Raw genomic sequence first — 20,705 nt, 5'->3', positions numbered from 1 at the left:
GGGTCCCGACGGGGTCGGGAGCACGGCCCTGAAGGTACTGGCGCCTAAGACACCGGCCGCATGAGCGGAGGATTCAGCACGGCCCGGGCCGGATGTCCGGGTTCCGGCCGGGCGGCGGCGACCAGCCACACATGGGACTTGGACCTTTCCTCACTACCCCCGTGCGTCAGCTTTCGCTCGGGCAACGGATGCGGGGCGAGGTTGCAGCCGCGCTCCTGCACCGGCCCGAGCTGGTGATCCTGGACGAACCAACCATCGGCCTTGACATGATCAGCAAGGAAAGCCTGCGCCGCTTCCTGGATTTTGAACGCCGTGAACACGGCACCACCCTGCTGCTGACCACCCACGACATGAGTGACGTCCAGCGTCTCTGCCAGCGGGTTCTGGTAGTGGACGACGGCGCTATCGCCTTTGACGGGCCTCTCACCGGCCTTTCAGATGTGGCGGAAGCGCGGCGGACGATGGTGGTGGATTTCGTCGCGCCGCTGGATGGTGCAGACCTCGTCCTCCCCACGGGTGCAGTGCATCTGGGAACCGAGGCGGAGGGTATCCGGCACCGCATCGCGTTTGATCCGCGTCAGCTCTCTGCGGCCGTCCTGCTGGCGTCTGTCTCAGCAACTGCAGAGGTGGCAGATCTGTCGTTGCACGAGCCTGACATCGAAGATCTGGTCCGCCAGCTGTACACGTCGTCGAGGTAGTTGGGGGCACGTTACTTCGAGGCCAGGGTGGCTCGAGGACAGGTCCTGCCCTGAACGTGATCCCAGTGGTAGCCCTGAGGACAGTTGCTGTCCGCATACTTTCCTGTCCTCCCTGGGCCAAAGTTCCGAACGCTCCGGTACCGTGTAAACCAGCCGAGGCCAGCCGATTCAAGGAGCAGCTCATGGACTACACCTACGATGTCCTCGTTATCGGCGGTGGGCCCGCCGGAATGGCTGCGGCTGAACGCGCCGCGGAACTGGGCGCCAAAACGGCCGTCGTCGAGCGTTCTGCATTGGGCGGAACCTGTCTCAACTCAGGCTGTGTACCCACGCGTGTGCTGGCCAAGACTGCCCGGCTGTATCGCGAAGTCAGAACAGCCTTTGACTACGGAATCGTGGTGCAGGAGCCCGCAGTTGACTGGAAGAAGACAGTCACCCGCGTCCAGGAGACCGTGCAGCGGGTCCTCCAGGCCAAGCAATACGACGCCATGATGGAACGGCTCAGCATCGATCTCTTCTCCGGCCAGGCGATGTTTACGGGAGAGCACACAGTTGACGTCGACGGGCAGGAACTCAGCGCACGCTCCTTTATTCTCTGTGTCGGTGGCGCGGCAAGGCGGCTTCCCATTGCGGGCGCAGATTTCTCCGTTCTCCCCGATGAAGTACTGGCTCTGACGGAGCTTCCTGGAAGACTGGCCATCATCGGCGGCGGCCATACAGGCGCGCAGCTGACCACCATCTTCAACGCTCTTGGGTCTGAGGTTCTGCTCCTCGACGTCGCTCAGCGCCTGCTGTTGACCGAGGACCACGACGTCGCCGCTTTTGTGGGGCAGAGCTTCCTTTCGAAGGGGATCCGGGTGGAGACGGGAATCCAAGGAATCGAAGGGATTACCAGGACATCAGCCAACGGAAGTTTCGGCATCACCTGGACGAAGAACGGAGAAGCGTTCACCGCAGATGTTGACGCCGTGATCATGGCAGCCGGCTGGCCGGCCAACATCCCCGGACTGGGCCTGGAAGCCGCCGGGGTGGAGACTGAGCGGTCCTTCATCCCGGTGGACGACTACCTGCGCACCAACGTTCCGCACATATTTGTGGCCGGGGACGCCAACGGCACCAGCATGCTGGTGCAGGCCGCAGTCTTTGAAGGTGAAACGGCGGCGAGCAATGCGGTTTTGGGCGCCAATCGGACCACTCCCCACCATCTTTTGCCCGAGGGAGGATTTACCGACCCTGACTATGCGGGGGTAGGCCTTACCGAGGAGCAGGCCCGGAAGCGGGACTCCGAGTGCCGCTCCGTTACCGTTCCGTATGCGGCGGTGGAGCGTCCGATCATCGATGATCGTGAAACCGGCTTCCTGAAGCTCGTTACAGACCGGCATCGGGAATTGATCCTTGGTGCTCACGCTGTTGGCGAGAACGCCGTCGAAGTGATCCAGGCTGTCGCGTCCGCCATGGCAGCAGGCACCGACCTTGCCACCCTGGCCCGCGTCAAGTTCGCTTACCCCACCTACAGCGCCATCATTGGCCGGGCAGCCCGCGTTGCGTTACGGGAGCAGGCCTCCCACGAGCCCATAGGCACATGAACTGCAACCCGGGGGTTGCTTTATCGATGATGTGATGCAACTATATGGTTGCAGCACATCATCGAAAGGAACCAGGAATCATGACCACAACCACAAACCAGCCCTCCGTCATCGACGCGGACGAACTCATTGTCAGGCGCACCATTTCCATCGAAGCGCCCATCGAAAAAGTCTGGGCTGCCATTACTGAGCCCGGGCATATTGCGAAATGGTTTGGCCAGTCCGCAGTACTTGACGGCGCGGGCGTCGGCGCCAGCGGCGTCTTCTCCTTCGAGGGCCACGGCGACGTTCCCGTGCGGATCGAAGAGCTGGACGCCCCACGGATGATCGCCTACCGCTGGAGCAATGAGCAGGCCGATCCCCACGCACCAATCGACCCCAGCCGCTCCACGCTGTTCCGCTTTACTCTCGAACCGCACGACGGCGGCACGCAGCTGACAGTGGTCGAATCGGGCTTTGAAACCCACACCGACCCCTCCTCTGCCATGGAAAGCCACCGCGGAGGATGGGACGCGGAGCTGGACGAGCTGGTCGCTTACCTCGAGGGCGGATCGTGACCACAAGCACCCTCGTTCCGGTGTTCGCCGCTCTCGGAGACGAAACCCGGTGGAGTATCCTGGCGGCCCTTGGCGAGGGCGATGCATCTGCGTCAGCCCTCGCCGGGAGCCTGCCGGTCACCCGCCAGGCAATCGCTAAACACCTTGCTGTGCTGCAGGAGGCCGGGCTGGTCGAGTCCCTACGCGTCGGACGCGAACTCCGCTATCGTGTGCTCGGCGCGCAGCTCAGTGAGACGGCGCGGCGCCTCGAGAGCATCGGCAATGAGTGGGACCGCCGCCTCTCTGCAATCAAGCGGATCGCAGAGGGACTATAAGCAGCAGGGTCTCTCAATCAGGAGGCTGCAGCGGCACTCTCCCGCTTCCGCTTTCGCTGGGACACCGGGGCGCCAACGGATCCCCGGTGCTTGAGCGTCGCCTGAAATACGGGCAGCTCAATGACTTTCCCTGGCTGCCTGATCAGGCGGATCAAAGCATCCGCAGCGGAGGCGCCAATGTCGTAGACGGGCTGCGAGATCACGGTCAGCGGCGGCGTGGTGAGCTTAGTCCAAGGGAAATCGTCGTACATCAGGAATGAGACGTCATGCGGAATACGCAGGCCGAGTTCCTGAACAGCCTCCACAACGCTCAAGGCAACCAGGCCGTCAGAGGCGATCAACGCCGTCGCCGGCTCCGGCATCAACAGCAGCTCGCGAGCGATGGCCTTGATGGAGTCGGCGTCCCCGGCATTCAGCCGCACCAATTCTTCACAAGGATCCAGTCCTGCCTCCCGGAGCGCCTGGTTCATCCCGTCAATCCGCTCAGCGATCTGCGAGGAGGCCAGCCCCATGCCATGCCGGTACGGTCCTTCAAACTCCAAGGTGGAGATGAAGGCGATCTGCCGGTGACCTGACTCGATGAGATATGCCGTGGATTCGCGGGCAACCGGCGTCATGTCAGCGGCAACTACCGGCACATCCAAACCCGGCGCCTTCCGGTCAAAAAGGACCAGCGGCCTGCCGGCGTCGTGGACCCGCCGCAGATGTTCATACTCGGCCGAGGAGGCGGGCGCCACAATCAGTCCGTCCACACGCTTTTCCAGCAAGACCCGTACGGCATCCACCTCAGCCACATGATCTTCGCCGGTGTTGATCAGGATGACGTCGAACCCGGCGGCCTTCGCCGTGTCCGAGATCCCCCGCATGGCCAAGCCGAAATGGGGGTTCTCGATGTCCCCCACCACAACGCCTATGGTGTTCGATTTTCCCGTATTCATGGTCCGGGCGAGCTCATTGGGGCGATAGTTCAGCTCTTCCGCCGCAGCCAGCACCCGCTCGCGCACATCATCGCTGACTGCCCCATAATTGCCCAACGCCCGGGCGGCCTGGGCCTTCGAAACCTGCGCGGCCTTTGCGACATCCGCCACAGTGGTGTCGCGCTGCCGGGAGGAAGAATTTTTCATAACTGCCTTTCCGAAACCTCTTGACGAGGGTTTGTGAGATGACTTACAGTCGAAAACAACCCCATGTGAGTCCGGTCTCAATCGTAAGCACTGAGACCGGACTCCACAAGGGATTCCGCAGGAAAATCTGAATACCGCAAAACTGCGGGCTCCCCAACTCACACCCCCGATAGGAATAACGTGTTCAAAGGAAACAACCGCCGCAAAGGCGGAATCGTAGCTTCGGCCCTCGCCGCTGTCCTTGCCCTGTCCGCTTGTGGCGGCTCAGGCACCCCCGCCGCGGCTCCAGCTGACAACCCGTACGGCCTGATCGAACCCGGCACCATCCGCGTGGCCAGCCTGGGAGACTCAAAGCCGTACACCTTCACCGACGCCCAGGGCCAGTTCACCGGGTTCGACGTCGAACTCTTCAAGGACGTGGCGAACCGTGCCGGTGTGGACAACGTGGTGTTCACCGGTCAGGACTTCTCCGGCCTGCTGGCCGCCGTCGCCAACGGCCAGTTCGACGTTGGCGTTGCAGCCATCGGCATCACGGACAAACGCAAGGAAACCGTGGACTTCAGCGACGGCTACCTGGCCGGTTACCTGACCGTCGTCACCACCAAGACCTCCGGAATCACCGACGAAAACGCACTCGGCGGCAAGCGCCTCGGCGTTGTCCAGGGGACCCTTCAGGAAGCTTATGCAGTGAAGAACTTCACGTCAGCGAACCTGGTGCGCTTCCCGGACAACAACACCGCCATCTCGGCAGTGAACAGCGGGGCCGTTGACGCTCACTTCCTGGACTATGAGGCCGCCAAGGCCTACCAGGAGCAGTTCGGACTGGTCAGTGCCGCCGATATTCCCTCCTTCGATGCACCGGCAGGCTTCGCCATCGCCAAGGGCAAGACCGAATTCAAGGAAGCCCTGGACAAGGGTCTTGCCGAGGCCATGGAGGACGGCACCTGGAAGAAGCTCTACCAGAAGTGGTTCCCGGGATCCCCGATGCCGGAACAGTACCTTCCCAAGGCTGAGCAGACTTCCAGCCCGACGCCGACCGCAACTAAGTAAGCAGTCCGGGCGGGCCGTCCCGACCCGCCCGGTTCCCCACCCTTCGTTACTAGCACTGAGAGCAACCCATGGACTGGCTCAACACCATCATTCGCACCTTCTTCGATTTCGGCGCGATGGCCGAGGTCCTCCCCCAACTCCTCGGGGTTGGACTCATGAACACCCTGATCATCTCCATTGCAGCTACGGCCATCGGCCTGGTACTGGGAATGATCGTGGCAGTCATGGGGATATCGCCGTCGAAGTGGCTGCGCATTCCCGCCCGGATCTACACGGACCTGTTCCGCGGGCTTCCGGCCATCCTCACCATCCTGCTGATCGGCCAAGGCTTCGCCCGGCTCAGCCAATCGATCTTCGGCCCCTCCCCCTATCCGCTGGGCATCATCGCCTTGAGCCTGATCGCCAGCGCCTACATCGGCGAGATCTTCCGCGCCGGCATCCAGAGCGTGGACAAGGGCCAAGGCGAAGCATGCCGCGCCCTGGGTATGAGCTATGCCAAGTCGATGGCCCTCGTGGTGGTCCCCCAAGGCATTCGCCGCGTGCTGCCCGCTCTTGTCAACCAATTCATCGCGATCGTGAAGGACTCCTCCCTGGTGTACTTCCTTGGCCTGTTGGTCAGCGAGCGCGAGCTGTTCCGCGTCGGCCAGGACGCCGCAGTCCTTTCCGGCAACCTCTCACCCCTGGTTATGGCCGGAATCTTCTACCTCATCATCACGGTGCCCCTGACGCACCTCGTGAACTACTTCGACAACCGTTTCCGCACCGGACGCCGTCGGCCTGCTGCTCCCAGCAGCGGACTGAAGGAAGTCAAAGAACTGGACGCGGCATCGCCCCTCATCACCGGGAGCAACACATGAGCACCAGCACCAACATCCCCGCACCTCAGATCCACACGTTCCACGGCTCCAGCCTTGAGCTGAAGAACCTCACCATGGCCTACGGCGACATTGAGGTCCTCCGTAACGTCAGCCTGAACGTGGCTCCTGGCACCACCACCTGCATCATCGGACCCTCCGGTTCCGGCAAGTCAACGCTGCTGCGTGGCGTCAACCGGCTCCATGAGCCCAATAGCGGAGATGTCCTGCTGGCAGGCAAGAGCGCCCTGGCCGTCCAACCGGACACCCTTCGCCGACGCATCGGCATGGTGTTCCAGCACTTCAACCTCTTCCCCGACCACACTGCACTCGAAAACGTGGCCCTGGCACTCTGGAGCGTCAGGGGAATGTCAAAGGCGGAGGCCAGGGAACGGGCGCGCCGCAGCCTTGCCGAGGTGGGCCTGGCGGAACGTGCTGACCACCGGCCACGGGATCTCTCCGGCGGCCAGCAGCAGCGCGTCGCCATCGCCCGGGCACTTGCCATGGAACCCGAGGTGATGCTCTTCGACGAGGTCACCAGCGCACTGGACCCTGAACTCGTGAAGGGTGTTCTGAACCTCATGGCCGGGCTCGGACGCCGCGGCATGACCATGCTGGTGGTGACCCACGAGATGGGCTTCGCCCGCAAAGTAGCTGACCAGGTGGTGTTCATGGACGAGGGCGAAGTGGTTGAGGCCGGCACCCCGGCCGAACTCTTCGACCACCCGAAGAGCGAACGCCTTCAGCGCTTCCTCTCCGAGGTGCTGTAGTGACGGTTCCTAGCGTAAAAAACAGCGATCCCGTGCGGACCGCCGTCGTCGGTTTTGGGATTTCGGGACGCGTCTTCCACGCACCGCTTATTGCCTCCGATCCCCGGTACTCGCTGGACTTTATTGTCACGGCCGATCCCGAGCGCTCCCGTCAGGCGAAAAGCAGCTATCCCGCAGCCGACGTCGTCCCAACAGTTGAGGAGCTCTTTGACCGCGCCGCGGAAATGGACCTGATTGTCCTCGCGACGCCTCCGGTTACACACTTCGGTCTGGCGGTTGAGGCGATCCACCGTGGACTGGACGTGGTGGTGGACAAGCCCTTTGTGCCCACCTCAGCACAAGGCGAGGAGCTTATCTCCCGTGCGGCAGAAGCTGGTGTCAGGCTCACCGTCTTCCAGAACAGGCGCTGGGACGCCGACTTCCTCACGGTCCGGAAACTCCTAAAGGAAGGGTCGCTGGGTCATGTACGCACCTTCGAATCCCGCTTTGAATGGTGGCGGCCCGAAGGGTTCGGCAACTGGCGGGATACCACCCCGGTTAGCGACGGCGGCGGAATCCTCCATGATCTCGGCGCGCACCTGATCGACCAGGCCATCCAGCTTTTTGGCCCTGTTGAGGAGAGCTACGGGGAAACCTCGGCGCACGGGGACTCGCGGGGGAAGGGCGGTGCGGACCAGGAGGCCTTCGTCTCTTTGCTGCACACGTCCGGCGTCCGGTCACGCCTGTGGATGAACGGGGCCGCCGCCCAGGCAGGAGCCCGTTTCCACATCCTCGGGACCAAGTCCGGCTACACCAAGTGGGGCCTGGACGGGCAGGAACCTGCTTTGGATGCCGGAGTCCGTCCCTCCGATCCGCACTACGGCGTGGAACCCGAAAGCACCTGGGGCCGGCTTGGTATTGACGGCTCGGAGGAGCAGGTGCGGCCCGAGCGCGGCGCGTATCCCGAGTTCTACCGGACCCTGGCTGATGCGCTTCCGGGTCGAGGACCATTGCCCGTGGACCCTGCAGAATCAGTGCAAGCACTCCGGATCATCGAGAAAATCCACTCCCAGAGCTAGCCCCACAGGCCCTTTGCTTCCCTGGCCTTCCTGGCCGGGCAGCTGCCCCCTGATTATTTCCTATTCTGAAGAAAGAGAGCCCGTTATGTCATCCGCTGTTTCCGCCAAGCACGTTGCCGTTATCGGCGGCGGAATCCTCGGCGTTTCCTCCGCTGTCCATCTGCTGCGGGCAGGTGCTGCCGTTACCCTGATCACCGAAAGCCAGCTTTGCAGCGAGGCGACCGGCCGGTCCCTCTCCTGGCTGAATTCCGCCGGGGAACGCTCCCGTCCGTACCATGAACTGCGGATGGCCGGCGTCGATCGTTACCGGACCCTCTTCGCTGCCGATCCCCACCGGGAATGGCTGCAGTTCGGCGGCGGTCTCATGTGGAATGCCGAAGACAAGTCCGAAGTCACCGAGGCACGGCACGTCTATGAGAAGTCGATCGGCTATGACTCCATGCTGCTCGAACCGGCCGCGATCGGCTCCGTCACGCCGGGAATAAATGCTTCCGCTATTCCGGAGAACGCCATCTTCAATCCGGGTGAGGGCTGGGTCAGCCTCCCCGACCTGGTGGACTTCCTCATGGACGAATTCCACGAACGCGGAGGCCAGCTGGTCACCAACGCCGGAAAAGCGTCGGTGGTTCTCACCGACGGCGTCGCCAGCGGTGTGACCACAGCCGACGGCGAGACCTACGGTGCGGACGCCGTTCTGGTTGCGTGCGGAGCGGCAACGCCCGCGGTCGTGGCGCCTCTCGGCGTCGAGATCCCCAACGCTTCCCCGATCGCGATGCTGGTTGTGACCAAGCCCGTGGAGCACTCCCTTTCCGCAGTGCTGAACACCCCGCGGGCCGCCGTCCGTCCCAACCCCGGCGGCACGCTGGCCCTGGACCACGACTGGTACGAGGAACAGATCAGCGAATTCCCGGACGGCAGCTTCACCATCCCAGAGGAAGTGGTGCAGGAGCTTGCTGACGAAGCCTCCAAGCTGGTAGCCGGAAACCCTGAGCTGAAGCCCGCATCCTGGAAGATCGGCCGCAAGCCGATCCCGGGCGACGGCGAGCCGGTGTTCGGCGAACTGGACAAGGCCCCAGGCTGCTTCGTGGCCTTCACACATTCCGGAGCGACCCTTGGCCTCATCGCCGGGGAGCTGATGGCCGAGGAGATCATGTCGGGCAAGAAACACCCGATGCTGGCCACATTCCGCCCCGAGCGTTTCAACAAGTAGGGGTATCAGAAGAGTTTCACCATAAGCAGGGTCTCAGCAACAAGCAGGAGTCACTGGCTCCAACAGCAGGAGTGCCGCCCGCATCCGCGTATTGGGGGGATGCGTGCGGCACTCCCATTTCTCGCAAAGCCCGACTAAGCCTTCATGGACAATGGCTGAAGCCGGGGCTACATTCGGTGCAGTGGACGCCTCCTCATGGCGTCAACACGAATCCGCTGATGCAGCCGGCGGTCCTGCCGGCTGGTGTGGAGGACCCGGGATGACTTCAGCAGCAGCGGCCCGCCTGGTGGTGCTCTGGACAATCACTGGCGCCATCATCCTGGTCACCTTGGCCTTGGCAGCTATCCGGTCGGTTCCGGACGCCCCAGGAATCCTACCGGGGCCAAGCCAGGCGGAAGCGCGTGACACAGATGACGCCGGAATGGAACTGCCCCAGGAATCATCCACGCCAGGGCAGTCATCACGGGGCATGACAGAGGAATTGGATGACGCGATTCAGCAGATCCTCGCTGCAAACGCAGATTTCAGGATCGGCGTGGCGTTGGGAGACGTACAGAGCGGGGAGGTGCGCCTGTATGGAGACGTGTCCACGTATCTCGCGGCCAGCACAGCCAAGGTCCTCACTGCCGTTGCGTACTACCGCCTCGTGGAAAGTGGAGATCTGGAGCTGGATGAGCCTCTTGGAAATTACACCGCGGCCTTCCAGCTGGAGTCCATGATCAACTCGAGCAATGACGATTCGTGGCTGCTCCTCATGGATGAGATCGGCTTCCCGCGGCTCATTCAATATGCCGCTTCCATCGGTATCACGTACGACCCCACCCAGAACCTCCTGACACCCCGTGTTTGACGAGGCATCACAATCGCGTTGATAACGTCAGCAGCCGTTGTGCCTGGCAGGGACGGCGGTTCAAGGCCGTCAGGCCAATCCCGTCCGCGGGATGGATCCGGCTTCTTCACACCCTCAGCTTCGGAAATCACCACGTCCAGATCCACGAGCAGCAGTGTTGGGATATTCACTGCAGTTCTCTCCGACGCGGCTCTGTCCGGCTCTGGTTACCTGATGCAGGCGCGCTGTTGGAGCCAGGCGATCACAGCGTCGCCTTGCTGCTGCTGGAATGCACGGACAGAGGGAAGTCCCGCGGGCGGCGGCTGACGGGCGGCATCAATGAAGTAGGCGCCGAGTCCGGACAGTACACCGTCGACGTTGCCGGGCTGAAGCCCTGAGAAGACCGGATGGGAAAGCAGCACGGACTCAACATCGAAGTCTGCGTCAAACAGCCGGGCATTGATCAACAGTGAGAGGCCGTCAATCCAGCCAGCGCCGATGCAAGCCCAAGGCCAATCGACAAGGACGGCCTTGTTGTTGCCTGTGATGAGAATGTTGTCGGCCCGGATATCCCCATGCACCAGGCTGCTGCCACTGAGATCCTTCAGGCCTTGTGCGGCCAGTGTTTCGAGGGCATCCAGGTTACCCAGGATCCAGGGGTCGCAGCTTTCGGGCTCTTCGTCCCTCACACGCGCCCATCCATCAAAGGCGTCACGAAGCTCATGGTCAAGGAGCGGCAGATGTGCCAAGGATAGAGGGACCGGAGTGCTGGCAAGATCCAGCAGCGCATCCAGCACAACGGTCAGTTCGGCCATGGACCACGGAACGCGCGGGGCACGTCCCTCGACATCAGCCAGGATAAGGGCAACCCACTCGCCGTCGTCGAACGTTCCAATTAAAGCGGGTGACGGCACCTCGGGAGGTAAGCCGGCGGTATTGGCCGCTTCTTTCCGGTGGATCGATGGCGAGTGCTCATTCTGGGCCGTGCCCACGGCCTTAACGAAGGCCTGCTGACCCGAAACGGTTCGTACCCTGTCTGCCGTACCCGGGGAGAATCCGCCCCGCTGGCTGGTCCATTCCTGCACGGGAGCTCCCAGGATCTCTTCGATGCCCGCCCTCACATGTCCTGGCACATCGGGCCAGCTGATGCGGGTACTCCACTCGGGTTGCATTGGCCTATTATTCCCCACGACAAGACTATTGACGGTGTGATGTCAGAGGCCTAGCGTCTCCCTTAACTCCACACTGCAAACCATGCAGGCCGTAGCTAAGGAGAGGAACCATGCCGGAATATATGGATGTTCACCACAACATGAAAGGGCTGACCAGGGAGGACCTCCAAGCAGCCCATGCAGCTGATCTAGCCATCCAGGCCGAAGAAAACGTCAATTTCAAGAACGCATGGGCGGACCCGAAAGACGGTGTCATCTACTGCCTGTCAGAGGCCCCATCAGCCGAAGCTGTCCAGCGGATTCACGAACGTACAGGTCACCGCGCAGACGAAGTTCATGAGCTGCCGCTGAAAGTGTGACTGACGGCAAGGCAGCTAAAGCTCAGAAGGCGGCAGGTACCGGTTGTCCCGGCACCTGCCGCTTTCCTCTGCCCCGCTCTTCTGGAAGGCCGGACTAGGCAACCCGCACAAACGAGTAGCCCGAGAGCCAGGACAACGGATGGACAAGCGTTGCATTGACATAGTTCATGCCGCTGCTGACGACTTGTCCGTTGCCTGCGTAGATCCCGATGTGCCCGGAGCTGATCACCAGATCACCGGGTGCGGGAGTTCCAACCACCGTTCCGTACTGGAAGAACTGGGTCGGGGCGAGGTCACCTACGCTCTTGCCGATGGAGCGCAGTGCCCTCTCCACCAGAATGGTGCAGTCCTGGGTGGCGCCAATCTGGCCATAGGCGGCAGCGAGCAATGCTGCCCCCGTCCCACTGGCAGCCGCAGGAGCAGGTGCCGGTGCCGGTGCCGCCGCTGGAGCTGGAGCCGCGACGGGGTTGATGGAGGTGGATGCCAGAGACAGGGTGGGCGCAGCTGCCGACCCTGCTCCCGGAATCTGGATCTGGTTGCCGGGATAGATGATGGACGCCATCGCCAGGTTGTTGGCGGCGAGGACCGAGTTCAGGGTTACGCCGTAGCTTGCCGAGATGGCGCCGAGAGTGTCGCCGGAGACAACCGTGTGAACCTTTCCTGTGGCCGGGGCAACCGCTGCTGCTGGCTGCACCGGTGCCTGGGCCTGAGCAGCGGTTCCCACAGTGGTGCCGGTGGAGCCATCCGGTGCATGTGCTCCAGCATGGGCGGGAGCCCCGACTCCGAAAAGAAGGCCTGATGCGGCGGCGATGATGAGGGCTGGCCTGCCCAGCGCCATAACGTGCGATTTAGCTGAGGTCGACAACCCGCTCGCGACGATGGAGCGGGTAGGGGTGGCACGATGGCGCGCCAAAATGGACTTTTGTGACATGGTGATTTGCCTCTCCCATGCCTGCGGGGTGAGCTGTCGGGTTCGGGTGGGAGTTCACCCGGCCGGTTCACACCGCCGTGGGGCGGCGCGAAGCGACTTAACCCCTAGGACCTGACAAGAGGTCCGAGTGGAATCGTGGTTCCCCCGTCCCTGCCGCTGAATAATGCGGACGAATCCCCGTCAGCGGCAGGGTTCGGCATACTGACGCGGGAATGCCCCGGCTGGAGCCGGGGGCACCACAAGAGATTAGCTTCTGCTCCTGCCAGAAGTCACGTTTCGGTAACAAAACTTTTCGACTCGTTAAATATGCGTGCTAAACAGTGGAGGGGTCTGTATTGGAGCCACAGAGCACGACGGCCACCCGCTCACCTTCGGAAGGGACGTAGGCACCGGACTGGAGGGCGGCGAGCGCGGCGGCGGCGCCATGCTCCACGACGATGCGGTAGTGGTCCCACAACCAGGAGCGCGCGGTGACGATGTCGTCGTCGGAAACCAAGAGGCTTCCTACCCCGGTACGGGACGCCACGGCATAGGCGATGTCTCCGATCCGGCGTGCTCCCAAGGCATCAGCTGCTATTCCCGAGACAGCGACATCAACAGGCTCTCCGGCATGGAGGGCCGCGGAAAGAGTGGGGGCTGTGTACGGCTCGACAGCGAGCACCTTTGCCCGGCCTTCGACCGCTGCGGCGACCCCGGCCATGAGTCCTCCGCCGCCCACCGCGATCACAACAGTGTCTAGGCCTTCGAGTTGTTCCAGCAGCTCAGAACCGACAGTGCCTGCCCCTGCTGCGATCTCCGGCTGGTCGTACGCATGGCAATAAACGGCCCCGGTCTCTTCCGCATACTTAATGGCGGCCTCGTAGGCTTCCGCGTACTCGGCTCCTCCCTGGACCACTGTTGCTCCACTGGCCACGAGTTTTCTGACCTTTACGGCAGGTGCAGTCTCCGGGACATAAACAGATGCGGGGACTCCGAGCTGCTGGGCAGCATACGCATTGGCAAGGCCTGCGTTCCCACCGGATGCGACGACGATGCCCACGTCAGGATTCAGCTCTCCCCGTTCATGAGAGGCGAGGATGCGATTGAAGGCGCCCCTGGCCTTGAAGGTGCCGGTGTGCTGCATGAATTCGCACTTGAGCCACACCTCGCCGGCGAACGTTCCGGGATCAACTTGGATCAGCGGCGTGAAGCGGATCCTCCCGGCGATTCTGCTGGCGGCTTCCTCAACGTCTGCGTGACTGATCATGCTGACAATCGTATGGGCACACAGTAGATTCAAGCGCAGATGAGTGGATCGACCACAGTAGGGGATTCCCGTGGCAGAAGACTTCCGGCGTCGAAGCCCACGTTATGGGTGGTTGGCTGGGCCCAGTTGCCTGTGATTCCCGCCGAACCTGCATCCTCACATTCCGGGGAACTGATGGTGGACACCCATGTGGCAGCGGCGCTCTTGGCGGCGCTTTTGCTGTCCAGGCTCCAGTACTGGATCAAGCCGGTTCGGCAGTCGTTACGTCGTAGCTGAATCCGGCGCCAGGCCGATGTCCGCCGGAGCGCCCAGCGCGATGAGCCGATCCCGGATCCCGCTCCGCGCGAGGGAGTATCCGCGCGATGTGCGGTGCAGGAGGGAGCTCATGTTCGCTGCATCGAGCATCGCCCCGATCTCGAACGCGAGCACCTCGGCGGCGTTGCTCCGGCCTGCTAAGCCGGGCAGTTCCGGCTCAGCTTCCCGCACTGCGCGGGTCAGGAACGCGAGCCACTCCTCATCGATCCGCGCGAGAAGCTCCCGGGCGGCGTCGTCCTTTGCCGAAGCGTCCGCCCCGACGGCACGGAAAAAACATCCACCCGCGAACACGCGGCCCTCTGAGTAGTCCAGCCACAGCTCTACAAGGCCGATGAGCCTCCGGAGTCCGTGTGGGCGGGCGAGCGCCGGAGAGATGACCTTCTCAATGAATACCGCGCGGGCGGCTTCAATCGTCGCGAGCTGCAGATCCAGCTTCGAACCAAACAGCGTCGCGACGTTGCTTTTGCTGACGCCGAGCTCGCTTGCCAGTCCGCCGATTGTGAGCCCATCGAGTCCACTCAACGACGCCTGGTCGACAGCCAGGCGCAGAATGGCGCGCCGGGACTCATCACCACGCTGACGGCGGCCATCGGCGGTTACAGCTGTGTTTGACATTCGAATATTCCTCTAGACAGTACGAACGGTCGTGTGTATATTTTAGCACTATGACGACGCAGACGCCCTCTCTTCCGCCAGTGATTCATGCACTTCGCCTGCTCGAGTCTGTCGCCCCGCCGCTCGCGGCTGAGACTGCCTACAGCCTTTGGGTACGGCCAGGTAAACGGAAGCCCGTGCATGAAACGGAACGGTACGTCATGGAGCACGCCAGACGATCCACCATTCGTGTGCGGGGCCGGCGCGTAGCAACCTATCGCTGGGGAACCGGACCCCGAGCAGTGCTGCTGGTCCACGGCTGGCAAAGCCGTGCCGCTGCCTTTGCTCCCCTCGTGCGGGAGCTACGGGCGGCAGGACGGACGATCGTGGCTTTTGATGCCCCCGCACACGGCGAATCCAGCGGCCTGCGAACCGATGTCCGCGACTATGCCGCCATCATTGCCGAGCTTGGCCGCCAGCATGACGGGTTCGAGGCGATCGTTGCACACTCGTTCGGGACGCCGGGCGCCGCCCTCGCCATTCGGGGAGGCGTCCGGGTTGGAAGGCTCGTCACGGTGAACGGTGCCGCCGACTTCGAGTATCTTCTGCAGAGCTTCGCACACAAGCTCGGACTTAGCGGCTCAAGCGTGCTCGCGGTTCGACGCCGCACTGAACGCCGGCTGTTCCGTGGCACTACCGATATTTGGACGAGTCTCTCGGCCACGGCTCCGCTCCCCGTCGAGGTTCCGTGGCTCGTGATCCACGACGACGCCGATACTATGATCGGGCTGAACCAGGCGCACGCCCTGCTCGCTGCCCACCCCACATCCACCACCCTGGTGGTCACACATGGGCTGGGACACAACCGGCCGCTGCGTGATGAGGGTGTGCTGGACCGGATCAGCACTTTCCTTTTGCCGGCCTTTCAATCCCAACCCTAGGGAGCCTGCCGGTAACCGACTCCGCGGACTGTTTCCACCCATTTGGGCGCCTTGGGGTCATCCCCGAGACGATTCCGGAGATTCCCCATGTGCACCTCGACGACGCGCTCCTCGGCCGTGCTGACGTAGGAACCCGAGCCGTAGGGATCGTTGCGGAGCCTCCGGACCAGTTCCTCTTTACTCTGGACACGGCGCCCGTTTTCCATCAGCACCAGCAGCAGATTGAACTGCGTGCGGGTCAGGTCCACCTTCTCGCCACCAATCGTTGCCGTCCGCATGCCCTCGTTAACAGTCAGCCCGCGGTGCTCCAGGTCGCGGAACTCATCCGCCTCCCCTGGCCCGAAGGAATGCCCGACGGCGGGCAGCCTCACTTCGGGCTGCATATCGGCGGGCAGTGCCCCTGCGGGTTGCAACACCGGTTGCAACAGGGCAGCTTCGGGCATCGCAGGTTCCGTTGCATGGTGTTGCATGGACACAGGTTCCATGACGGCCGGTTCCATGATTGACCATCGTGGCCGCCGAAGCATTGCCGCAATCCGTGCCCGAAGCTCGCGGGGACGGAACGGCTTGGTGAGGTAGTCGTCAGCGCCGGCGCCAAACCCCATCAGTGCATCGGCTTCGTCCAATCTTCCCGTCACCATAATGAGGTAGGCGTGGCTGAACGTCCGGATGCGCCGTGATGCCTCGATCCCGTCGAAGTCGGGAAGGCTCAGGTCCATGGTGACCAGCACCGGGTTGTGCCTGCGGACGGCCTCCACGCCTTCCGTTCCCGAAGAAGTTGTATGGACGGTAAATCCGGATTGGCGGAGGATGTCCCTCAGCGACTCCCGGATGTCGTCCTCATCTTCAACGACCACAGCAATGCCGCGATTCACCACTCTTGCTCCCAGCCTCGATGCCAACAAATCACGAATAATTTCTGGTCTTAGAGTCCAGGGCGCATGAATGAACGCAGGAGAATGTGATCCAGATAAATAAGTCTGTGTGCTGCACCGTGCTGCGCCGTCGGGCGCTTCATCCTTTGTCGCTGCAAAGATTGCTGCGGGATTGGCATTCCATTATCGGGATCACTGGGGTGCAGAAATGAGCCTACATACGATAATCCATTTCTTGTTCGTCCCTGTCTAATCTTGAGTAGTTCTTGAGTTGAGGCTGAATCTTGTGCAACTCTTGAGCCAAATTACCGGGTCTCAATTAAGTCATCTGCTATTGCGTTTAGCAACTGCGTTGATTGATGATCATCTTGTGCTCGCTGGGGGCACGAGGCTGCTCGAGCGGAGCACCAACGCAATAGGGGGCGTGTATGTCGTCTTTTTTTAGGTCCCGTTTGTCCGGTCTCAGGTCTTCGCGGTTGGTCAGACCCTTGGCAGTGGTTCTGGTTTCCGGCCTCACTATGCTTACCGTTGTGAGTTCTTCCCAAGCGGCAGATACGACCCCGATGTCATCAGATCCCGGGGCGGCAGGAAGCTTCGCGTGGAAGGGCTTCAACTGGGAGAAGAGATTCTGGGGTGGGGCGCCGCAGTACAACAAGCTGTTCAGTGCCAGCAATGTCAGCAATCCCGACACCAACGGCCACATCACCATGAGCGTCACGAATCCTACTGGTGGCGCTCCGGTGGGGGCAGAATTCCAGTCCACACGCCAGGGCTTCGGCTACGGAACATACAGCACCACAGTGGAGAAGAACGTGAGCCTTCTCCAAAAGGAAGTCGTGTGGGGGTGCCTGTTTACTTACGATCCTCTTGCTGCGCCGGGCTACAACGAGATTGACCTTTGTGAAGCGTCTGCCTGGGGAGGCGGAGCAAGCTACGGCGAATCCTGGCCCGTAACCCAGGGCCATGGCTACTGGTTCGATGCGAGCAAGCCGCCAGGGCAGGGGAACAATACTGTAGTTTTTGACACCACCAGCGATCCCATCCTCACCCACAAGATGGTCTGGGAGCCTGGCAAACTGACCTTCGAAACCTATGCCGGTCAAGGGTATGCAGGGCCGTTGTTGAAACGGACCATTCTGCAAGGAACCACGGTTCCCAAGCCCGCCAAGGAACAAATCCACTTCAATCTGTGGGTGACTGGCGGCGGCGGAGGCGATCCTGCCCACATCAAACCGGAGTCGGTGGTCATCCGGGACTTCTCCTTCACACCTGCAGGCGTGAAACCTGCTCCGGTCTCGGCCATCAAGCTGAGTGCCGTGAACGCAAAAGTCAAAGGCGTCAACAACACCACCGTGCGCTGGACAGGTGCCACCGGAACCACGGTCACTCTGCTGGTGAACGGCGTCAAGAGCACTGTGCCCAACACCGGCAGCTACATCAACAAGTTCAAGGGAAGCGCCACTAATACTTATCAGGTTTGTGATACGGCCGGATGCTCAAACACTGTGACCATCAAAGCCTTGGAAGAATTGGTGTACAAGCAACTGCCCGGGGCTAAGCGCTTCGTGGCGACCCCGGGCAGGTCCTGAGCTGGTTTGCTGATCAGCCCTCAGACTTGGCTTTCACAGGAACAATGCGCTTGATCGCCGCACCCAGGGCAACCATGGCAAAGGCTGCCAAACCAAGCCAGAGGATATCCCCGGCGCCAGTCAATGCCAGTGTTCCGGCGCCTGCTCCTGCTGCTGCCGGGGCCGCTGCGTTGTTATACATAAATCTCTCTACCAAGCTTTCTTGTTGTTCAGGGCTGCATCTAAATAGGCCTTCGAGTGGACCACCTGCAAAAACAGGTCGATCACCAGTTCGTACATCGTTGCGGCGGCAAGCATGTATTTCCATCCTCTGAGCCGCACTGTTACTACACGTTCGATCACAAAGACACCGGTCACGGCGACCCAGAAGGGGTGCAGGTGCAACCCGGATCCCGTGCCCAGTGCAAACGCGATCGTGCCAAAGTAAGTAAGGGTCACCAGGACACCAGTCATTGCCAGGAGTTGCCGTCCCCAATAGGGCCGCGTGACTTTGGTCCAGCCGTATTGGACGCAGTTCTCCACAGCTCCGCGCTTCCACCGAAGCCTTTGTCCCCACAGTTCCCGCCAGGAGGGCATGATCTCTGTGACCAGGGTGCAGTCCGCCGGCGACTTGATCCTGTAGCCAAGGGTCAGCAATGCGAAGGAGAGCTCATTGTCCTCGGTCAGCACGGTGGTGTCGTACACCCCGCCCCAGCCGTTGCCCGGGGGGAGGGTTCCGTCCAGCCTCGCCTCCACGACGTGTTCAAGGGTCAGCACCCGGAAGAGCGCCGCCGTGCCGGTGACAACGAGGCATTTCCCGTTGAGCCGTCTAACATCCCTCGCATACCTGGCATACTCGTTGCGCTGCAGATGACCCACAAAGCCACCGCCGGTTGCTCCGCTGAACACACCACCCACGGCGCCGAGAAACGGATCGGCGAACAGGTGGCCGATGGCCCTTTCAATGAAGTCCGGGGCGAGCTGCGAGTCCGCGTCCTGCACCAGGACAAGATCATCCGGTGCCAAGCCAGTAAGGATGCCCGCAAGCGCGAAGTTGAGGGCGCCGGCCTTCTTGTCAGTGTTGCCCACAGTCCTGATCACTTCGGCTCCGTGAGCCAAGGCGATCGCCTCGGTGTCGTCAGTGCAGTTGTCTGCTATAACTATTACCCGGTGAGGCACGCAGGTCTGCCCTGTCAGGGATTTGATAGTCTCCCCGATACCCGCGGCCTCATTGTGCGCCGGAACCAGTACGGTAATCATCGAATCACCGGCTGATCGATAGCGTCCGCCCCTAAGCATCAAATGCAGGGATCGCGGCTTTCACGCATAATTCAACATGACAATTTGCCCCAACGCGCATAAATTCATCCCTATAGGTCTTTTTGGCCACACATTTCGCCTGAGTCTTACATCCAAAACTCAAATCTTATGAAGCAAATTGCCAAAATGAGATCATCTTCTGCCAAACTAATTGAGCTTAATTTGCGCAATTTATACACAAGATATCGACATCGAAAAGTTCCGGCGTCGACCGCTTGGTTTTGTTGGGGCCGGAGCCCCAGGGGCCCGAAGGCAAAGGCGCTTCTCCGCCGGGGATGCGGTGGCACGACTTTCAGGGCTACCGTGTGCTTGGGGATGAGTTGCGTTTGGTAGCTAGACCAAAGGATGAGCAATGGGTGATGTGTGGCTCCGCACCATCAGCAACGGTTTGGTTCGGGCAGATAAGGTCACTGAAATCGGTTGTTCCCGTGGTTCCCTCCACGAGGAAATGGGATATTCGGTGAAAGTAGTTGCGGGTGGCAAGGCCCACCCCCTCATCGATGACAGCGACCTTGAGGGAACCATGGCCGAAAGAATGGAGCACGCACGCCAGATGCTCGACGCCTTACTCAAGGCGATGGACGCGGCAGGCAACGGCGGCTTCTCCACTGTCATCAGCCACGAACCGGCCAGCGGTCGTTGGAGGCTCACGCCGTCGTCCGACCTTGCCCCGGGGGTTGAGGTCCCCGGCGTCGAGGTGCCTGGAACGTAGGTGTTGCCGCCCGGCTAAATTGTCGGTGGTCGCTGAACGACTCTTTTCACGGGGAAAATGCAAAGGTCGACTGTGTCCTGGCTTCGTGGGCAGCCGCGGCACGCCACGAGGGGACTTGGGCGAGGCATTTAATTGATCACAGGGGCGGGGCTACATTAATGCTCCGGCCGCAGGGCAGAACGAGGCTGCCGGCGGTGATCGGGACCTGCAAGAGACCAGCGAAGAGGCTGTGCGACTGGGGTGCAGCCGGTGAGGAACAACCATGAGCCCCACTCCAAAACAGCCTGTGACCGATGACAGCATTAAGGTGCGCCAGGTTAGCCACTACCAGTTCACGTGGATCGCCGGAGATGCCGGAAAACGTGGCACGTGGACGCTCCAGCTGGTGCTGGACGCCGGGGCATGGGAGGAAGTCCTGACGATCGAAGCCGACGACGCCGACAACCTTCAGGATCTCCTGTCCACTGCCCATACTGTCTTCTACGACGTCAGCCGGCAGACCCTCATGTTCGGCACCACAAAAGTGGGCCACCAATAGGCACATGCCTCAACCTTGGGAACGCAACAGTACGACGGCGGGAGTTCCCGCCGTCGTACTCTTGCGTTTGAGTCGTGCTCTTGG

At 61.7% G+C, this 20,705-nt stretch carries 23 protein-coding genes, 1 pseudogene and 1 riboswitch; of the genes and pseudogenes, 16 read left to right on the top strand and 8 right to left on the bottom strand.

Annotation, left to right across the window (positions count from 1 at the left end):
• Positions 1-131: 131 nt before the first annotated feature.
• The 4 genes and pseudogenes from RIN13_RS13110 to RIN13_RS13095 form a co-directional block, all read left to right on the top strand.
• Positions 132-698, top strand: a pseudogene (locus RIN13_RS13110) (ATP-binding cassette domain-containing protein); the annotation flags it as partial.
• Positions 699-880: 182 nt separating this feature from the next.
• The gene (locus RIN13_RS13105) at positions 881-2,284 is read left to right on the top strand and encodes an NAD(P)/FAD-dependent oxidoreductase (protein WP_309107781.1); all 1,404 of its coding nucleotides are present in this window, start codon (positions 881-883) and stop codon (positions 2,282-2,284) included.
• An 80-nt stretch (positions 2,285-2,364) separates the two neighbouring features.
• The gene (locus RIN13_RS13100) at positions 2,365-2,841 is read left to right on the top strand and encodes an SRPBCC family protein (protein ID WP_309107780.1); all 477 of its coding nucleotides are present in this window, start codon (positions 2,365-2,367) and stop codon (positions 2,839-2,841) included.
• Positions 2,838-3,155: a metalloregulator ArsR/SmtB family transcription factor gene (locus RIN13_RS13095; RefSeq protein WP_309107779.1), complete on the top strand. Its 318-nt coding sequence runs from the start codon at positions 2,838-2,840 to the stop codon at positions 3,153-3,155. The genes RIN13_RS13100 and RIN13_RS13095 overlap by 4 nt, the downstream gene beginning before the upstream one ends.
• 17 nt (positions 3,156-3,172) lie before the next feature.
• Here RIN13_RS13095 and RIN13_RS13090 read toward each other — a convergent pair whose 3' ends face one another.
• A complete protein-coding gene (locus tag RIN13_RS13090; RefSeq protein ID WP_309107778.1) occupies positions 3,173-4,279 on the bottom strand; it encodes a LacI family DNA-binding transcriptional regulator in 1,107 nt (368 codons plus the stop codon).
• Between the two features lie 180 nt (positions 4,280-4,459).
• Here RIN13_RS13090 and RIN13_RS13085 point away from each other — a divergent pair, with 180 nt between their 5' ends.
• From RIN13_RS13085 to RIN13_RS13060, 6 genes are all read left to right on the top strand, one after another.
• Positions 4,460-5,329: an ABC transporter substrate-binding protein gene (locus RIN13_RS13085; protein ID WP_309107777.1), complete on the top strand. Its 870-nt coding sequence runs from the start codon at positions 4,460-4,462 to the stop codon at positions 5,327-5,329.
• Positions 5,330-5,397: 68 nt separating this feature from the next.
• Positions 5,398-6,186: an amino acid ABC transporter permease gene (locus RIN13_RS13080; protein WP_309107776.1), complete on the top strand. Its 789-nt coding sequence runs from the start codon at positions 5,398-5,400 to the stop codon at positions 6,184-6,186.
• Positions 6,183-6,953, top strand: a complete 771-nt coding sequence (locus tag RIN13_RS13075) for an amino acid ABC transporter ATP-binding protein (protein WP_309107775.1) — start codon at positions 6,183-6,185, stop codon at positions 6,951-6,953. The genes RIN13_RS13080 and RIN13_RS13075 overlap by 4 nt, the downstream gene beginning before the upstream one ends.
• A complete protein-coding gene (locus RIN13_RS13070) occupies positions 6,953-8,011 on the top strand; it encodes a Gfo/Idh/MocA family oxidoreductase (protein ID WP_309107774.1) in 1,059 nt (352 codons plus the stop codon). The genes RIN13_RS13075 and RIN13_RS13070 overlap by 1 nt, the downstream gene beginning before the upstream one ends.
• Positions 8,012-8,096: 85 nt before the next feature.
• Complete coding sequence (locus tag RIN13_RS13065) at positions 8,097-9,221, top strand: FAD-binding oxidoreductase (protein WP_309107773.1); 1,125 nt, start codon at positions 8,097-8,099, stop codon at positions 9,219-9,221.
• Positions 9,222-9,480: 259 nt separating this feature from the next.
• Positions 9,481-10,071 (top strand): serine hydrolase, encoded by a 591-nt coding sequence (locus tag RIN13_RS13060; protein ID WP_309107772.1) that lies wholly within the window; start codon positions 9,481-9,483, stop codon positions 10,069-10,071.
• 206 nt (positions 10,072-10,277) lie between these two features.
• On the opposite strand, the gene RIN13_RS13055 is transcribed toward RIN13_RS13060, so the two are convergent.
• Positions 10,278-11,222 (bottom strand): phosphotransferase, encoded by a 945-nt coding sequence (locus RIN13_RS13055; RefSeq protein WP_309107771.1) that lies wholly within the window; start codon positions 11,220-11,222, stop codon positions 10,278-10,280.
• Positions 11,223-11,332: 110 nt separating this feature from the next.
• Here RIN13_RS13055 and RIN13_RS13050 point away from each other — a divergent pair, with 110 nt between their 5' ends.
• Positions 11,333-11,581, top strand: coding sequence for an SCO4226 family nickel-binding protein (locus RIN13_RS13050; RefSeq protein ID WP_309107770.1), 249 nt, complete (start codon positions 11,333-11,335; stop codon positions 11,579-11,581).
• 94 nt (positions 11,582-11,675) lie between these two features.
• Here the strand turns inward: RIN13_RS13050 and RIN13_RS13045 are convergent, their stop codons facing one another.
• Positions 11,676-12,512 (bottom strand): LysM peptidoglycan-binding domain-containing protein, encoded by an 837-nt coding sequence (locus RIN13_RS13045; protein WP_309107769.1) that lies wholly within the window; start codon positions 12,510-12,512, stop codon positions 11,676-11,678.
• Between the two features lie 3 nt (positions 12,513-12,515).
• Positions 12,516-12,721, bottom strand: a riboswitch (cyclic di-AMP (ydaO/yuaA leader).
• Positions 12,722-12,825: 104 nt separating this feature from the next.
• Positions 12,826-13,758: a threonine/serine dehydratase gene (locus RIN13_RS13040; RefSeq protein ID WP_309107768.1), complete on the bottom strand. Its 933-nt coding sequence runs from the start codon at positions 13,756-13,758 to the stop codon at positions 12,826-12,828.
• 39 nt (positions 13,759-13,797) lie between these two features.
• On the opposite strand from RIN13_RS13040, the gene RIN13_RS13035 reads away from it, so the two are divergent.
• The gene (locus tag RIN13_RS13035) at positions 13,798-14,034 is read left to right on the top strand and encodes a hypothetical protein (protein WP_309107767.1); all 237 of its coding nucleotides are present in this window, start codon (positions 13,798-13,800) and stop codon (positions 14,032-14,034) included.
• On the opposite strand, the gene RIN13_RS13030 is transcribed toward RIN13_RS13035, so the two are convergent.
• Positions 14,020-14,688 (bottom strand): TetR/AcrR family transcriptional regulator, encoded by a 669-nt coding sequence (locus tag RIN13_RS13030; protein WP_309107766.1) that lies wholly within the window; start codon positions 14,686-14,688, stop codon positions 14,020-14,022. The two genes, RIN13_RS13035 and RIN13_RS13030, sit on opposite strands and share 15 nt — an antisense overlap.
• Positions 14,689-14,738: 50 nt before the next feature.
• Between RIN13_RS13030 and RIN13_RS13025 the strand changes: the two genes are divergently transcribed.
• Entirely contained in the window at positions 14,739-15,608 is an 870-nt protein-coding gene (locus RIN13_RS13025) for an alpha/beta hydrolase (protein WP_309107765.1), read from the top strand.
• Here RIN13_RS13025 and RIN13_RS13020 read toward each other — a convergent pair.
• Entirely contained in the window at positions 15,605-16,486 is an 882-nt protein-coding gene (locus RIN13_RS13020; RefSeq protein ID WP_309107764.1) for a response regulator transcription factor, read from the bottom strand. The genes RIN13_RS13025 and RIN13_RS13020 overlap by 4 nt on opposite strands.
• Before the next feature lie 527 nt (positions 16,487-17,013).
• On the opposite strand from RIN13_RS13020, the gene RIN13_RS13015 reads away from it, so the two are divergent.
• Complete coding sequence (locus RIN13_RS13015) at positions 17,014-18,072, top strand: hypothetical protein (protein ID WP_309107763.1); 1,059 nt, start codon at positions 17,014-17,016, stop codon at positions 18,070-18,072.
• Positions 18,073-18,085: 13 nt separating this feature from the next.
• Here the strand turns inward: RIN13_RS13015 and RIN13_RS13010 are convergent, their stop codons facing one another.
• On the bottom strand, positions 18,086-18,253 hold the full coding sequence (locus RIN13_RS13010) for a hypothetical protein (protein ID WP_309107762.1): 168 nt from the start codon (positions 18,251-18,253) through the stop codon (positions 18,086-18,088).
• Positions 18,254-18,261: 8 nt separating this feature from the next.
• Positions 18,262-19,311 (bottom strand): glycosyltransferase family 2 protein, encoded by a 1,050-nt coding sequence (locus RIN13_RS13005; RefSeq protein ID WP_309107761.1) that lies wholly within the window; start codon positions 19,309-19,311, stop codon positions 18,262-18,264.
• A 412-nt stretch (positions 19,312-19,723) separates the two neighbouring features.
• Here RIN13_RS13005 and RIN13_RS13000 point away from each other — a divergent pair, with 412 nt between their 5' ends.
• Positions 19,724-20,083, top strand: a complete 360-nt coding sequence (locus RIN13_RS13000; protein WP_309107760.1) for a hypothetical protein — start codon at positions 19,724-19,726, stop codon at positions 20,081-20,083.
• 262 nt (positions 20,084-20,345) lie between these two features.
• Positions 20,346-20,621 carry a hypothetical protein gene (locus RIN13_RS12995; RefSeq protein ID WP_309107759.1) on the top strand — a complete coding sequence of 92 codons (276 nt, stop codon included), beginning with the start codon at positions 20,346-20,348 and terminating at the stop codon, positions 20,619-20,621.
• Positions 20,622-20,705 lie beyond the last annotated feature (84 nt).

The organism is Arthrobacter sp. (assembly GCF_031179985.1).
Taxonomy (GTDB): Bacteria; Actinomycetota; Actinomycetes; order Actinomycetales; family Micrococcaceae; genus Arthrobacter.
The sequence above is the reverse complement of the archived record's forward strand: the minus strand, read 5'-3'. Positions and strand labels throughout refer to the sequence as shown.